At 59.7% G+C, this 16,248-nt stretch carries 12 protein-coding genes; 2 read left to right on the top strand and 10 right to left on the bottom strand.

The features are described 5' to 3' along the window. Positions 1-68: 68 nt before the first annotated feature. The 5 genes from ACSQ13_RS09245 to ACSQ13_RS09265 form a co-directional block, all read right to left on the bottom strand. On the bottom strand, positions 69-2,591 hold the full coding sequence (locus tag ACSQ13_RS09245; RefSeq protein WP_255200141.1) for a putative PEP-binding protein: 2,523 nt from the start codon (positions 2,589-2,591) through the stop codon (positions 69-71). A 104-nt stretch (positions 2,592-2,695) separates the two neighbouring features. Continuing rightward, complete coding sequence (glyS, locus tag ACSQ13_RS09250; protein ID WP_295509288.1) at positions 2,696-4,924, bottom strand: glycine--tRNA ligase subunit beta; 2,229 nt, start codon at positions 4,922-4,924, stop codon at positions 2,696-2,698. Between the two features lie 87 nt (positions 4,925-5,011). Then, entirely contained in the window at positions 5,012-5,533 is a 522-nt protein-coding gene (locus ACSQ13_RS09255) for a DUF6446 family protein (RefSeq protein WP_176249480.1), read from the bottom strand. 9 nt (positions 5,534-5,542) lie between these two features. Further along, complete coding sequence (locus ACSQ13_RS09260) at positions 5,543-6,271, bottom strand: FkbM family methyltransferase (RefSeq protein ID WP_176249481.1); 729 nt, start codon at positions 6,269-6,271, stop codon at positions 5,543-5,545. Next, positions 6,268-7,206, bottom strand: a complete 939-nt coding sequence (locus ACSQ13_RS09265; protein WP_295509291.1) for a glycine--tRNA ligase subunit alpha — start codon at positions 7,204-7,206, stop codon at positions 6,268-6,270. Before ACSQ13_RS09265 ends, ACSQ13_RS09260 begins: the two co-directional genes overlap by 4 nt. Positions 7,207-7,363: 157 nt before the next feature. Here ACSQ13_RS09265 and ACSQ13_RS09270 point away from each other — a divergent pair, with 157 nt between their 5' ends. Then, positions 7,364-9,205, top strand: coding sequence for a serine protease (locus tag ACSQ13_RS09270; RefSeq protein ID WP_176249483.1), 1,842 nt, complete (start codon positions 7,364-7,366; stop codon positions 9,203-9,205). Positions 9,206-9,268: 63 nt separating this feature from the next. On the opposite strand, the gene ACSQ13_RS09275 is transcribed toward ACSQ13_RS09270, so the two are convergent. From ACSQ13_RS09275 to ACSQ13_RS09295, 5 genes are all read right to left on the bottom strand, one after another. Continuing rightward, positions 9,269-10,816: a thiamine pyrophosphate-binding protein gene (locus tag ACSQ13_RS09275; protein ID WP_435988248.1), complete on the bottom strand. Its 1,548-nt coding sequence runs from the start codon at positions 10,814-10,816 to the stop codon at positions 9,269-9,271. Positions 10,817-10,869: 53 nt separating this feature from the next. Beyond that, complete coding sequence (locus ACSQ13_RS09280; protein WP_176249485.1) at positions 10,870-12,318, bottom strand: TrkH family potassium uptake protein; 1,449 nt, start codon at positions 12,316-12,318, stop codon at positions 10,870-10,872. A 112-nt stretch (positions 12,319-12,430) separates the two neighbouring features. Next, positions 12,431-12,667 carry a hypothetical protein gene (locus tag ACSQ13_RS09285; RefSeq protein WP_176249486.1) on the bottom strand — a complete coding sequence of 79 codons (237 nt, stop codon included), beginning with the start codon at positions 12,665-12,667 and terminating at the stop codon, positions 12,431-12,433. A 217-nt stretch (positions 12,668-12,884) separates the two neighbouring features. Beyond that, positions 12,885-13,979, bottom strand: a complete 1,095-nt coding sequence (folE2, locus tag ACSQ13_RS09290) for a GTP cyclohydrolase FolE2 (RefSeq protein ID WP_176249487.1) — start codon at positions 13,977-13,979, stop codon at positions 12,885-12,887. 95 nt (positions 13,980-14,074) lie between these two features. Continuing rightward, positions 14,075-15,259 (bottom strand): aminotransferase class V-fold PLP-dependent enzyme, encoded by a 1,185-nt coding sequence (locus tag ACSQ13_RS09295; RefSeq protein WP_176249488.1) that lies wholly within the window; start codon positions 15,257-15,259, stop codon positions 14,075-14,077. A 272-nt stretch (positions 15,260-15,531) separates the two neighbouring features. On the opposite strand from ACSQ13_RS09295, the gene ACSQ13_RS09300 reads away from it, so the two are divergent. After that, positions 15,532-16,236, top strand: coding sequence for a glutathione S-transferase N-terminal domain-containing protein (locus ACSQ13_RS09300; protein WP_176249489.1), 705 nt, complete (start codon positions 15,532-15,534; stop codon positions 16,234-16,236). Positions 16,237-16,248 lie beyond the last annotated feature (12 nt).

The following is a 16,248-nucleotide window of genomic DNA, read 5'->3' on the forward strand; positions in this document are numbered from 1 at the left end:
AACCCTTGGATGGTCGCTTGCGCGGCAAGCCGCCCAAATTTCTAGATGTTGATTTACGGCCTTGCCTTTTACCCTATCTTGTGTGCAATCGCCAGTTGAGCCGCCGCAAGCCGGGCCACCGGAACCCGAAATGGTGAACAAGAGACATAGTCGAACCCCGCTTCGCGGCAGAATGCAATCGATTCGGGGTTGCCGCCATGTTCGCCACAGATCGACAAAGTGATGCCCGGTTGCGCCGCGCGACCGCGCGATGCCCCCAGTTGCAACAGCTCGCCCACCCCGTCCTGATCCAACATATGGAACGGATCTTCGGGGAACACACCCTGCTGCACATAGGTCGACATAAAGCGCCCCGCGTCATCGCGGCTAAGCCCGTAGGTCATCTGCGTCAGGTCGTTTGTCCCAAAGCTGAGGAACGAACAATGCGGCGCGATTTCACCCGCACGCAAGGCGGCACGCGGCGTTTCGACCATGACCCCCAACCGGTAGGTAAATGTCGCCCCGCGTTCATTGCGCACGGCGGTCGCGATCTTGTCGATGCTGGCCTTGACCAATTCGACCTCGCGCTTGGCCGACACCAGCGGGATCATGATTTCAGGCACCACAGGGTCGCCATCCCGGCTGGCCTCGATCGTGGCTTCGAAAATCGCGCGGGCCTGCATCTCATAGATTTCGGGCACGGTGACGCCCAAACGCACGCCGCGCAAACCCAGCATCGGGTTGTATTCCGACATCGCCTCGATCCGGCGGGTCACATCCGACAGCGGCAAATCCAGCGCTTCGGCCAGATCGCGCTGTCCCGACCTGCTGGTGGGCAAAAATTCGTGCAAGGGCGGGTCGAACAGACGGATGCACACGGGCTGGCCCTGCATGATCCGGAAAAGCTGGATGAAATCTTCGCGTTGCATGGGCAACAACCGGTCCAGCACGGCACGGCGTTCTTCGCTGCCATCGGCAAAGATCATCTCACGCATCACGGTCAGGCGGCTGGGGTCAAAGAACATGTGTTCGGTGCGGCACAGGCCGATGCCATGGGCGTTGAAATTGCGCGCCGTCTGCGCATCGGCAGGGGTGTCGGCATTGGCGCGAATACCGATATCAGCGGCATTTTCGGCCCATTCCATCAGCTTTTGAAAGGTCGTATCCAACAGCGCCTCAAGCATCTGCGCGGCCCCTGCCAGCACCTCGCCCTTGGTGCCATCAATCGTGATCTCGTCACCGGCCTTGAACACGCGGCCATCCGGCGCGGTGATCTGGCCTTTGACCAGATCGAATTTCATCGACGACGCGCCCACAACACAAGGCAAGCCCATGCCGCGCCCGATCACGGCGGCGTGGCTGGTGATGCCGCCCCGTTCGGTCAGCACCGCTTGGGCCGCATGCATCCCGCGAATATCTTCGGGCGATGTTTCGCGGCGCACCAGAATACACGGCTCGCCCCGTGCGGCACTGGCCTGCGCATCATTGGCGTTGAACACGATCTTGCCCGTCGCGGCACCGGGGCTGGCGGCAATACCGCGCCCGATCAGATCGCGCTTGGTGCGCGGATCGACCTGCCGGTGCAACAATTCGGTCAAGGTGCGCGGCTGCACCCGCATCAACGCTTCCTCGCGCGAGATGATGCCCTCGTCGGCCAGCGCCACGGCGATACGCACGGCAGCCCGCGAAGACCGCGACACCCGCACACCGTCCAGAATAAACAACTCTCCGTCCGAGATCACAAATTCCAGCTGCATCTCGGCGCGCAGTTTAACCCGCATCAAGGCCGCATGCTGTTTCAGCGTCTCGAATGCCTCGGGGGCGTGTTCTTCCAGCGACGGGCCGCGCGGATCGCGGGTCAGATACATCGCGTCGGCATCGTTTTGCAGCGCGTCGCGCCCCTGTGACTGGCTTAGATAGCGGCCGGTAATTTGCGGCAAACCGCTGTCGCTGTCGACCAGTTGCAACACGCCCGACCCGCAGAGCCCCGTGCCCACGCCAAAGGCCATTTCCTGCACAATCAGCCCCAGCCCCGCATCGGCCGGTGCCCCTTTTGCCTGACGCAACAGACGCGCCGACGTGCCTTCCCATGCGCGGGCCATCGAACTGAGCACCGCTGTCAACTGGGTCACGCGGTCCTGGGGGAACGCCTCTTCGGTCTCAAGCTCGTAGGCGCGCAGGGATTGTTCCAGCGCCTCGCGCCCGTCCCCGATCACCTCGTCGAACATGTCAGGGTCCAGCCGCGCCACATTGACGGCATAGGATTGCACGAACCGGGTATACAGCGCCGATGCAGGCCCCTCGCCCATGCGTTCGCAATATTCCATGAAACGGGCATCATTCATGCCGATGTTCAGAACCGCGCCCGGCCCGCCCCAATCGGGGTCCTGGCTGGACGGGCGCACACAAAGCAACGCGCCGCGGGGAAATTCATCAGCAACCGCTTGCAGATCGGGCATATCACCGCCCGCAATCTTGTGAACCACATTAAAGGGCAGCGTGACCGTGCGCGGCACCGGCAGATCAAGGCGCACCAGACGTTGCAAACATTTCGCCCGCCCGCCGTGGGTGTCCGTGGCGATGGGGGCGGTCTGGGTTACCAGCGTTGTCATGGGCGTTTTCTGCACTGCGGCACCTTTTGGTTTGTCCGCAGCATAGGCTTTCATTGGTGTCTGGCAAGACTTGATGCGCCCTGCCAGACCAAAGAAACTGCGTGTCAGCCGTCGATCTTGGTCAGGTCCGCGACAGACGAACAGATCGTGCGGATACGGCTGAGCAGGTTCAACCGGTTACGCCGCACGGTGCTGTTGTCGGAATTGACCTGAACGGCATCAAAAAACGCATCAATCGGGGCGCGCAAAGACGCCATGGCGGACATGGCATCGGTAAAGTCCTGGGCCGCCATCGCCGGATTGATCTGCGCCTCTGCCGCGTCAAGGGCGGCGAACAAGGCGCGTTCCTCGTCCGTTTCGGCAAATTTGATATCCGCACCATAGGAGTATTCGACCCCATCCGCCGCTTCTGCCTGCGACAGGATGTTATTGGCGCGCTTGAAACCCTGAATCAGGTTTTCACCGTCATCGGTCTTCAGCGTTTCCGACAGCGCCTTGGCGCGTTTGACCAGCAAGGTCAGATCGTCGTTGCCGGGCATCGCGATGCAAGCGTCGATGACATCATGCCGCACACCTTGGTCCTTGAGATAGACCTTGAGGCGGTCGTGGAGGAAGGACATCAGATCACCGCTTTTCTCAGGGACAGCCGTTTCCAGCTTGGCGATGTCGTCGTTGGGGGCTTTTTTGTCATTGCGGTGAATGAACGCATCAAATGCAGCCCCGAACACACCATGTTTGGCGATGTCATGCAGCAGGTCTTCGACGTGGTGGTCTTCCAGCCCCGGCATCACCTTGCGCTTGTTGCGCAGCAACTGGGCGGCGTGCAACTGGTCCAACCGCACATGCAGGTCGTTCTCCACCAGAATCCGGATCACACCCAGGGCAGCCCGCCGCAGCGCGAAGGGGTCTTTCGACCCTGTCGGCTTTTCATCAATCGCCCAGAACCCTGTCAACTTGTCGATCTTTTCGGCCAGTGCCACGGCAATGGAAACCGGCGCAGTTGGCACATCGTCCGACGGGCCAAGCGGCGCATAGTGGTCTTGCGCGGCGGCGGCGATGGCACCGGATTTACCAGCGGCTTTCGCGTAATAGCTGCCCATAAGCCCTTGAAGTTCGGGGAATTCATAGACCATTTCGGACGACAGATCGGCCTTGGCGAAACGTGCAGCCTGACGGGCCTCGTCTGCGTCGGCACCGACCATCGGGGCCAATTCGCCCGCCAGTGCCTCCATCCGCGAGATCAGTTCGGCCTGTGTGCCCAGCTTGTTGTGGAAGGTCACGTTCGACAAACGGTCCACCCAGACCTGCATACCCGCATCAGATTTGGCAATGCGCAGGTCGTTTTCCCAAAAGAATTTCGCATCCGACAAACGCGCGCTCAGGACTTTTTCATTGCCTGCCAAAATCGTCGCACCATCATCGGCGGTGGTGCGGTTGGCGACCGTGACAAAGCGTTCAATACGGCCCGTCTTGGGGCTGCGCACGGAAAAGAACTTTTGGTGTTCTTTCATCGAGGTCTGCAAAACCTCTGGCGGCAGATCAAGGAAATCATCCCCGATCCGGCCCATCAGCACCACGGGCCATTCGACCAGCCCTGCGACCTCGGCCAAAAGACCTGCGTCCTCGACCACTTCAAGCCCGTTGGCAAAGGCCATGTTGGTCGCGTCATGCCAGATCGCATCGCGGCGCTCTGCCGGGTCCAGCACCACAAAGGCGCGTTTCAGCTTGGCGGCGTAGTCGTCGAAATTATTGACCGTGATCATGTCTGGCGCAAGGAAACGGTGGCCGCGCGTGGTGGCCCCTGCTTCGATCCCGTCAACGTTCATCGGGACAACCTGCGCACCGTCTTCGGCAGACAGGATGCATAGAATAGAGTGCAACGGACGCACCCACCGCAAGGAACCGGTGCCCCACCGCATGGATTTGGGCCAAGGGAAATTGCGGATGGTGGTGTCGAGCACTTCGGCCACGATCTCGGCCGCGGGGCGGCCCGGCTTTTTGATCATTGCAAACAGGATGTTGCCCTTGGGCGTTTCGCGTTCTTCCAGCTGGTCGCGGGTCAGACCGGCACCGCGCAAGAACCCTTCGATGGCCTTTTCGGGCGCGTCGGCCTTGGGGCCTTTGCGTTCTTCGGTGATGGACGGGCTGGCATCCAACATGCCCTCGATGGTCAGGGTCAACCGGCGCGGCGTCGAAAACGCAGCCGCCGAGGCATAGGTCAACCCGGCCTCGACCAAGCCGTTGGTTACCAGTTTTTTCAAATCATCCGCAGCCCGTGCTTGCATACGGGCGGGAATTTCTTCTGAGAAAAGCTCAATCAGCAGGTCGGGCATGGGTGGTACCTTTCGGGGGCCGTTTATGGGGGCACGGCTTAGATTTTTTGCGCTTCGCGCGAGGATATTTAAGAGCCAGAGAAGGCCCTATCGGCTTGGCTGGTCGGGGCAGGCTTCGCCAACGACGGTGCCATCATAGGATTTTTCGCCACAATCGTTCAGCTCGTGCCAGATATAGCCGCGCCCGTCCGATGTGATCGCCACGATCCGGTCGACGCCGAAGTGGATGTTCTTCTGGCTCAGGAATGTCAGGGCTGTCCCGGCCTCGAGTTCCTCGCCGATGGCCTTGGCGTCAAAGCAGTCAAACCAGCCGGGCGCGTTGCGCGGCTCGATTTCGTCGCTGACCACATAGGTTTCGGACAGCATGGCAAGGCTGAGTGTCGTGTCAAAACACGCGCGATACCGGATCGGAGAGCTGTCCGCGTCGATGGCGCGGAAATTGTCGGTCAGGATGGGCTCGGGCATATCTGTCGACAGTGATACCAGCTCGACGCCCTGTGGCGGCGTCGGGGCCTCGCGGTAATAGCCATAGACCTGAAGATAATAAAGCGTGATGCCCGCGATGGCTGCTGCGACCAAGATGACGCCTCCTACGATTTTGCCGTTCATATTGCGCCCCTAATGCCAGAAAAGGTTGATATAGGGATGGTCGCGCGCCTCGGCCTGCGCTTGCAAGCGGTGCGCAATCGGCATGTAGCGCGCAGGGTCCATCCATTCATGGGTTTCGACAAAGATCGTGTCGATGCGGTCCAGCACAGGGTGCTCCATCAGCGCGGGCATGAGATCCCATTCGGAGCCTTCGATATCCATCTTCAAAATGCGGATATCGCGGTCTAGCCCGGCAAGGAATTCCGGCAGGTTGATCACCTCGACCGGCACCGTATTGGTGTCATCCATCGTTGCGTCATTGCGCACCAGCGAGGCCGATTGCGAAAAACGGTCCGGATCTTCGGCCATTCTGGCAGAGCGGCGCAGGTTCAGCGTATCGGCCTTGGCCCCTGCCGCCTGCTGGTACAGGGTGACGCCGGGCATCTGGCCCACGTTTTGCACAAGGCGCGCGAATGTATCGGGGTCGGGCTCAAACCCGATCACCTCGGCACCGGCGTTTGCAAGCTGTGTTGTGACCTCGCCCAGATTGGCCCCCAGATCGATGCACAGATCACCCGCGCGCAGGTCTGCGACCAGTTTCGGCCAGATGTCCTCGTTGCGCCAGCGATAGCGCCGCTTGAGCTTGCGGTAGCAGATAAACCCCGGTTTTCCCGGCAGGTTCTGTCCCGCATGCATTGCCTTTTCAAACAAGCCTTCGGGTTGCTGCGGCATCATCTTGGGTTGATAGCGATCTGTCATGCTGCATCCTCTGACCAGCCGCCGGCGCGGGTTTGCACAAAGGCATCGGCGCAGGCTTTGGCCAGCGTGCGCACGCGCCCGATATAGGCCTGACGTTCGGTAACCGAGATCACACCGCGCGCGTCGAGCAGGTTAAAGATGTGGCTGGCCTTGATGCATTGGTCATAGGCGGGATGTGCCATGATGATGCGCTTGCCGGTTTTGGGGTCAAGCGCCTCTTGCGACAGGATCGCGTTGCATTCGTTTTCGGCCTCGACAAAATGGTCCAGCAGCACGTCGGTATTGGCCACGTCAAAGTTCCAGCGTGCGAATTCTTCTTCGGTCTGTTTGAAGATGTCGCCATAGGTCAGCGGGATCGGCGCATTTGGGTCATTGAACGGCATGTCCATCACGTGATCCACGCCCAAGACATACATCGCAAGGCGTTCCAACCCGTAGGTCAATTCGCCCGACACTGGGTGGCAATCATGCCCGCCGACCTGTTGGAAATAGGTGAATTGCGACACTTCCATGCCGTCACACCAGACTTCCCAGCCCAAGCCCCATGCGCCCAGGGTGGGGCTTTCCCAGTCGTCTTCCACGAAACGGATATCGTGCAGCGCCATATCGATGCCGATCGCCTGAAGCGATCCCAGATACAGGTCCTGAAGGTTGGGCGGGCTAGGTTTGATCAAGACCTGATACTGATAGTAATGCTGCAAACGGTTCGGGTTTTCACCATAGCGCCCGTCGGTGGGGCGGCGCGAAGGTTGCACATAGGCGGCAGCCCAGGGGTTTGTCCCCAAGGACCGCAGCGTCGTCGCCGGGTGGAACGTCCCTGCGCCGACTTCCATGTCATAGGGTTGCAGGATCGCACAGCCCTGCAGCGCCCAATAGGTTTGGAGGGCAAGGATGATTTCCTGAAAGGAACGGGGGCGTTGAACCGGGTCGGACATGGGATAAAAGCCTCTACTGCTGCGCGCCTTTCCTACGGCGCGCATGGCCAAGGGTCAATTGGCAGCTTTGTGATGATTTAACGCGCATCTGCCATGGCATTTTACCCCCGTTCCTGCTTATCTGCGTTAAATTTCAATGCACGAGAGCACTTAAACCATGAAGCGATTGATTGTGGCGCTGCTTGCCACCCTGATTTTGACCCCTTTTTCCCTCAAGGCGCAATCTGCCGGTGACGTGGTCTGGTTACAGATCGAAGCCCAGCCCACCCTGTCTGGCGCAACAAGTCGGGCGCAGGCCTATAGCAACAGCATTGAAGATGTGAACGGGTTTTCGCTGGGCGGTAACTGGTATGCAATCGTGGTCGGCCCCTATCGCCGCGCGGATGCAGAGCTGCTGTTGCGCAACTACCGCCGCGAAGGTCTGGTGCCAAGCGACAGCTTTGTTCAGGTGTCAGAGCGGTTCGCGCAACAATTCTGGCCGGTCGGTGCGAATGTGTTGAACATCCCCCTGATTGCCCCGATTGCAACCGATCTGGCAGAAAACGAACCCGCCGTTACAGCAGAAGATCCCGCCGATCCGATCACCCAGACCACATTGGAACCGGCTGATGCTGGCACATCTGTTGATGCGGAACCTGCACAAACCACAATGGTCCCGGTGCTGCCCGAACCACCCGCCGATGAAACACTGGCAGAAGCGCAGCGTGGCGAACGCAACCTGACCCGCGAGGAACGCGAGCAACTGCAAATCGCGCTGAAATGGGCAGGGTTTTACGACAGTGCAATTGATGGCGCATTCGGACGCGGCACGCGCGGGTCGATGGCCCAGTGGCAAACCGCCAATGGCTATGACGCGACGGGCGTCCTGACGACACTGCAACGCGCTGCATTGAACCGGCAATACAATGCCGTGCTCGAAGGATTGGGCCTGCAAACGGTGCGCAACAGCGATGCGGGCATTGAAATGCTCATGCCCACCAAGATTGTGGCGCTCGACAAGCTTGAACCGCCCTTTGTGCAGTACAATGCCACGGGCGACATCAATGCCCGCGTCTTGCTGATCAGTCAGGCCGGCGATCAGGACACGTTGTACGGGCTCTATGATATCATGCAGACCCTTGAAATCGTCCCTCAGGACGGGCCGCGTGAACGCAAATCCAACAGCTTTGAACTGATCGGCGAGAATGGCAGCATCATCAGCCAGACCCAGGCATCGCTGGAAAATGGCCAGATCAAAGGCTTTACCCTGATATGGCCCGCCGGTGACGAAGACCGCCGCCGCCGTGTGATGTCAGAGCTCGCCAAAAGCTTTACCCGTATTCCAGGTGTTCTGGATGCCGCAGCGGGCGGGGGCGATGATCAGGCGATTGATCTGGTATCCGGCCTTCAGATCCGGCTGCCGAAACTGTCACGCTCCGGTTTTTTCATCGACGCGGCAGGCACGATCGCAACCACATCGCAAGCCGTGCAAAGCTGTGGCCGCATGACGCTGGACGACGACACCGAATTGACAGTCGTGGTGGACGATGCTGCCAGCGGGGTTGCCCTGCTCAAGCCAGGCAACCGTCTGGCCCCTGTCGAAGTGGCAAATTTCAACACCGTCCCACCCCGCCTGCAATCGGAAATTGCCGTTGCCGGTTTCCCTTACGAGGGCGTGTTGGGGGCTGCGACCGTGACATTCGGGGCGCTGGCTGATGTGCGGGGCCTGAAAGGCGAGGAAAACATCGCACGGCTGGAACTGGCGTCGCAATCCGGTGATGCGGGCGGGCCGGTTTTTGACGGCAATGGCCGCGTGTTGGGGATGCTCCTGCCCCGCGCCGATGGCGTGCAACAACTGCCCGACGATGTGAATTTCGCGGTCGAAGCGACCCTGATCGCGGATGTCGCGAAAAAGGCAGGCATCACCGTTCAGACAGCCCAGGACGCAAGCGCGCTCAAGCCCGAAGACCTGCGCGCCAAGGCAAAAGGCATGACAGTCCTGGTCAGCTGCTGGGAATAACAATCGCCAGCGGGTGCGGAATTTTTCAAAAATTCCGGCCCGTTTTCTTTGAAAGAAAACGTCTTAGCCGGTGATGGCGGGTGTCAAATAGATCAGCGTCGGGCGACCGGCGCTAAAGGCGGCTTTCAATACCGCTGGCAGGTCTTCCAAAGATTTGGGTGCTGCTGACAAGGCACCGAATGCTTCGGCCAGTTTGCAGAAATCAGGGTTATGCGCCACCACGGCATTGGGGGCGATCTGGGCGCGTGTCATGCTGTCCTCGATCTCTCCCAGCTTGCCATTGTCCCAAAGGATGATCGGCAGCGACAGGCCCAGCTCAACCGCAGCCCCCAGTTCCTGCACCGTGTAGTGGAACCCGTAGTCGCCGATAATGGCCATCGTGGGCAATCCGGGTCGACCAATCGCGCCGCCAATGGCTGCAGGGGTGGCATAGCCCAACGTGCCAAAACCATAAGGATGGTGCCAATGGCCCGGCGCGTTCATGTCCCACACCTCTTTTGCGGCATAGGCGAATTGGGTCATGTCGGAGTAGATCATAACGTCATCGGGCACCGAGGCTTGCAGCGCCTCGATGACCGGCAACAACCCCGGGCGCTCCGCCTCGATCTCCGAGCGCCAGCGCGCACGGGACGCCGCGACCTCTAGCGCGGTCCAGCCCGTGCGCGGCTGCCCCAAATCCATCTCGCTCAGCGCCGCGACAAAAGCCGCGGCATCGCCCTGAATATGAACCTGCGCCCCTTGCGCGTCGGTCAGCACGGTCGGGTCGATATCGACCCGGACCAGCGGCGCGGTGTGCCCCAGTTGCGCGCGCCAGATGTCGACCTCGGCCAGTTCGGTGCCGACTGCGATCACCAGATCGGCGCTGGCGATCACATCGGCACTGCCCGGACGGGCCAGCGTCGACCCGAAATGCAAGGGCGCATCAGGGGCCACCACGCCACGACCGGCATAGGTGGTAAAGGACGCGGCCCCGGTGCTGTGCAACATCGTGGCGACGCCCTCGGCGCGCTTTGCCCCGCCACCAAAGATGAACAGCGGCCGTTTCGATGCGGCCAGCTGGTCGCTCAGCTTTGCAACGTCTTCGGCTTTGGCCGCCAACGGGGCCATCGCGGTTCCAGCAACAGGCGGGTGGCCCTGCGCCGCCGCCTCAAGCACGCCGATGGGCACCTGAATATGTTTGGAGCGCGGGCGCTGCGATGCGAATTCGTTCAATGCGCGGTCGATCAACGTATAGGCAGCGGCGCTTGTGCGGGCTTCCTCGGACCAATCGCAGACAGTCGCGGCGGCGGCTTGCTGGTCTTTCATCTGGTGCAACTGCCCCTTGCGCGCTGCCGTTTCGTCCAGACAGGAGGACAGCACCAGCAGGGGCACAGAATCGCTATAGGCCTGGCCCATCGGGGTCATGATGTTGCACAGCCCCGGCCCCGTGATCACATAAGCTACCCCCGGCTTGCCTGTGGCGCGGGCATATCCGTCGGCCATGAAACCGGCTCCTTGTTCGTGGCGCGCCAGCACATGGGTCAGGCCCGCCTCTTCGATCCCGCGGTACATTTCCTGATTATGCACACCGGGGATGCCGAAAATCACCTCGACCCCGCGATCCTTGAGCATATGCGATATCTGCGCGCCCAAGGGGCGGGTCTGCGCTGTCTTTGAATTCGCCATTATGCTCTCCAGAATTTGAAGGTGAGAATGACGTAAACCGCCATCAGTTCCAGCCGCCCGATCAACATTGCTGCCGTGAGGATCCATTTGGCCGTGTCATTCAACGTGCTGAAATTGCCAGCCGGCCCGATGATATCGCCCAGACCCGGCCCGATATTGGCAAGGGCGGCCCCTGCCCCCGATACCGAGGTTACAAAATCCAGCCCCGTCATGCTGAGCGCCACAGCCACAAGGCCCAGCGTCAGGGTAAAGAACATGAAAAACGACATGACCGATATCATGACATCGCCGCTGATCGGGCGACCGTCATAGCGCGGGGTAAAAATGCCGTGGGGTGATCTGATCCGCTGCAATTGCGCCCGGATCGACGCAAACAGCAATTGATAGCGGAAGATCTTGATCGAACAGGCGGTGGACCCCGCACAGCCCCCGATCAGGCCGGTGAAAAAGAACAGCGCAATGGGAAACGACCCCCATTCCATATAATCAACCGACGCATAGCCGGTGCCCGAGATGATCGAGGTAATGTTGAACAGGGCCTCGCGCAGGGATTGTTCCCAATGCTGCGGAAACAGCCCCCGGATCGAGATAAAGATCACCACCACCAAGACGCTGACAACCAACAGAAAACCACGCACCTGCGGGTCACGGTGCAGGGCCATCGGGTGCCCGTTCAGCAGTTGCACATAGCGCACAAACGGCAGTGCCGCGAGGATCATAAAGAAGGACGCGGCATATTCGGCCTTGCCTGAAAACGTGCCGAAAGACGCGTCGTAATTCGAAAAACCACCCGTCGACACAGTGGTCAGCGCATGAACCGTCGCATCAAACAGGTTCATGCCAAGGGCCAGATAGGTCAGGGTACAGGCAAAGGTCAGCCAGACGTAAATCACCGAGATCTGGCTGGCGATCTGCCCCGCGCGTGGCAGAATTTTCCCAAACGTATCAAAGGCTTCGGATTTGAAAATCTGCATACCGCCGACCCGCAGTTCGGGCAGGAACACCATGGCGACAACAATAATACCGATCCCGCCCAGCCATTGCAGGATGCCGCGCCACAGCAACAGCCCCTTGGGCAGATCATCCAGCCCCGTGAACACCGTCGATCCCGTGGTGGTCAGCCCCGACATGGCCTCGAACACCGCATCCACCAGCCGCGCCTCGGTGGCACCCAGCATGAACGGCAAGGCCCCGAACAAGGGCAACATCAGCCAGACGCCAGTGGTCAACAAGAACGTCTGCTGGATGGTCAGGCCCTGTTTGACGCCATTGGCGCAGGCCAAGGCGATCATGCTGCCGCCCAGAATGGTAATCAGGCCCGATTCAACAAAGACCGGCCAATGCCCGCGCCCTTCGGCAATATCCACCAGCATCGGCACGATCATCGCAATGCCTAGCACTGCGACCAACAAGCCGATCACATATCCAACGGGTCTCATATCCAACATGGGGGCAGCGTTGGCGCGCCGCAGCGGCGGAGTCAAGGATCAGGCGGCCGGAAAACGAAAACGGCCCGCGCTGATGTCAGCGGGGCCGCATTTTCTGCACCGTCAGACCTGTTTAGATATAGTACAGGTCGCGGAATACATGGTGAACGATCTTGTCACGCGTGATGCCCATTTCAGCCAGCTCTGCGTCGGATTTTGCGTTCAGCATCTCGACTTCGCGCAAACGACCGGAATTGCCGTTGGCTGTGATCATTGCGTGACCGATCCGCGAGAAGAACGCCCCGATTGCAACGAATGGGGATTTCAGGGAGACGCCACCGGTGTGGGAGATTGTGCTGCTGTAAGCCATGATAGATCTTTCGGTTTGTTAAGGCATTTCCGCCCGTTACGCTGTGTTGACTTCAATATATACGCCACAGCCCGGATGAGAATTGCCCATTCTGCATAGCAGCATCCCGGATATGCCGCATCGCAGCACGACTAACGTTACAAAGGCGGCAGAGACAGCAAAACGCCGCCCAAAAATTGAGCGGCGTGAAAACTTAACCGGTTTTGAGGCCGTCAGATCACCCGACGTGAAACAAGGTGGTGAACAGCTTGGGGTCGATGCTTTGCGCGGAAAAGGTGTCGCCTTGGGTCAGGATGCTGATCGCATCATGGCTGTGCAGGCTTTCTTGATGGCTGGCAACCACACGGAAATCACCGATGCGCGGGTCGGCCTGCAACTGCTCGCAAAACAGCCGCGCCGCGTCTTCGACAAAGATCGGATTGGCGGCGTTCAGCTCGGCAAAGGCTTGTTCATCTTCGCGTTTGACCATCACCTGGGTCTCGGTGGGGACAGCACGGCGCGCCGCCTCGATCAGGTCTTCGAACCACAGACATTCCGCATCATAATTCACATCAACGGAAATCCGCGCCACGGACCGCTGCGAATGCGGGGTGGCCAGCTGACCGCGTGTGGCGCGGGCATGTTCGGACAGTTCCAGCGAACAGGGGCATGTGGACGAATAGACGTAATCCAGATGCATGATCTTTTTACGCAGACCGCCGATTTCCACCAGCTCCAGCGCGATGTCGTAATATTGGTATCCCGACAGTCCCGACCGCAGGCTTTGTATCTTCATCGGAAAGGAAAAACGCATCTGGATGCGCGCGTCAAAGCTCTCCAGGTCGGCCTTATAGTCATCCAGCGCGGCTTCCATCACCTCAAAGCTGAACGTCGCATCCCCGTGCTTGTAAAAGCTGCGCATGATGCGGGACATGTTGATGCCCTTTTTATCCGCCTCAAGGCTGACCGACCCTGTCACGGAGGTCTCTAAGGTCAGATCGCCGTTGTCGCGGGTGTGATACCGCAAGGGCAGTCGAAAGTTCGAGATACCGACATGCTGGATTTGCTGCTTGGCCCCGCGGATCAGGCTGGACGGCCCGTTTTGCAGGTCCGGCAAGGTGGCCTTGTAATTATCGCCTACCGCGAAATCTTCGGGGTAGACGCGGTTGAATTCGGGGTAGTCATCAACCTTGGTCAACAGCCGCGCCAAGGAGGGGTCAAGCGTGTCGATCTCCGACTGGCTTGCCGCCGCAGCCCAGGCCCGCAACGTATCAAGCGCGGTCATAGCGGCGTCGCGGTCAGGTGCGCCGGAAACAGGTGCGATGACGTTCATGATAAAGCCCCCCTTGGTAGCTGGACCATATATAGGGCAATCACCGCACCGTTTCCAACAAACTGCTCAAAATAGTGGAAATGGGTGTCAGAAAATTACGCTGATTTGTCCAAGGCCTGTTTGATGTCCGCCAGCAGGTCATCCACATCCTCAAGACCTGCCGACATGCGCACCAATCCGTCCGAGATGCCCAAAACGTCTTTTTGTTCTTGCGGCAGACGCTGGTGCGTGGTGGTCGCCGGGTGCGTGGCAATTGATTTGGCATCGGCAAAGTTGTTGGAAATGGTGATAATCTCCAACGCATTCAGGAACTTGAAACAAGCTTCCTTGCCGCCCTTCACCTCGATCGCAAAGACGGTGCCGCCCGACGGGGCCTGCGCCAGCGCCAGCGCGTGCTGCGGGTGGGACGGGTGTGTCGGATAGCGCACGGCACTCAAACGCGGGTGACCGTCCAAAGCATCGGCCAGCTTGAAGGCCGCGTCTGACTGGGCGCGGACCCGCAGGTCGATGGTTTCCAGCGACTTCAGGTGGGTCCAGGCGGTGAACGGGTTCATCGCGCCGCCTGTGTGTTTCATATAGGCCTCGATCGGGCCGCGGATCAGGTCTTTGGACCCGCAGATCGCACCGCCCAGCAGACGCCCCTGCCCGTCCACGTGTTTCGTGGTCGAAATGATCGCAATGTCGGCCCCGCAGTCGCGTGCATAGGAATAGACCGGCGTGGCCATCGCATCATCGGCCAGCACCAACGCGCCAACCGCATGAGCCTTAGCCACCACATGGCGCATGTCCACCACTTCCAATGTGGGGTTCGAGATGCTCTCGAAGAACACCATCCGCGTGTCGGGGCGGATCGCTGCATCCCATGCCGCATTGTCGGTACCATCAATCAGGGTGATCTCGACGCCGAACCGCGCAAGGATGTCTTCGAGCACGTACAGGCACGACCCGAACAACGCGCGTGCGGCAACCACGTGATCGCCCGCTTTCAGCAACGCCGTCAATGCGCCGCTGACCGCCGCCATGCCCGATGTACAGGCAAAGCAGTCTTCATAGCCCAGCATGCCTGCGATACGGTCTTCGAACATGCGCACGGTGGGGTTGCCGTAGCGTGCATAGATAAATTCGTCATCGCCCAGCGATTGAAACCGTGCCTCGGCCTGTTCGGCACTTTCATAGACAAAGCCCTGCGTCATGAACATCGCCTCGGACAGCTCGTTATACTGGCTGCGGCGGGTGCCCATGTGAATGGCCTTGGTGCGTGGTTTCCAATCGTTGCTCATCTTTATCATCCTTCTGACCCGACAGATCGGGCGTAAAAAAACCCCAGACGCGGTCAAGCGAAAGGGGGCTTTCATCCTGACCTTTTAGCGGTATTTCAGCAAGTCGCCCTGCCCGTGGCCCGCAATCCGGTAACAAATCGCCACGCGACATCTGCTACGCCTGTGCGGCCCTCACGTCAACAGGCAGCGTCATAGCAGAGTGCCCTTTCCCTTGTAGGTGCCAAAGAAACGCGCAGTATAGGCCAACCCGTGTTTCCAAAAGGTGACTTTGCATGACCGCCCCGATTGATCTGTATTACTGGCCGACGCCGAACGGCTGGAAAATATCCATCGCCCTCGAGGAAATGGGCCTGCCCTATACCACCCATCTGGTCAACATTGGCGCTGGCGAACAATTCGCACCCGAATTTCTAAAGATCGCGCCCAACAACCGTATGCCTGCCATCGTTGATCCGGACGGGCCGGACGGTGCGCCGGTGTCGATTTTTGAATCCGGTGCGATCCTGCAATATCTTGCCCGCAAAACCGGCCAGTTCGGCGGCACGACCGAACGCGAAATGATCGCCGTGCAGGAATGGCTGATGTGGCAAATGGGCGGGCTTGGGCCAATGGCAGGCCAGGCGCATCATTTTCTGAAATACGCCCCCCAGATGGATCCGCCCAACGATCTACCCTATGCCAAAGACCGCTACCGCGCTGAAACGGCACGGCTTTACGGGGTTCTGGACCGGCAACTGGCAAAACATGAATTCGTGGCAGGTGATTTTCTGTCGATTGCCGATTTCGCGATTTGGGGCTGGGCATCGCTGTGGGAAGGGCAACAGCAGACGCTGGATGACAAACCCCACATGGCCCGCTGGCTGGCAATGATGGGTGCCCGCAAAGGCGTTCAGGCGGGGCGCGCGTTATTTGCGGAAAAGCGCGCGGATTTCAGCAAAGACAGCGCGGCACAGACGACCTTGTTCAAATCAAAATAGAACGGCTGGCGC

Origin of the sequence: Sulfitobacter sp. SH22, assembly GCF_965641905.1 — a bacterium.
Lineage (GTDB): Bacteria > Pseudomonadota > Alphaproteobacteria > Rhodobacterales > Rhodobacteraceae > Sulfitobacter.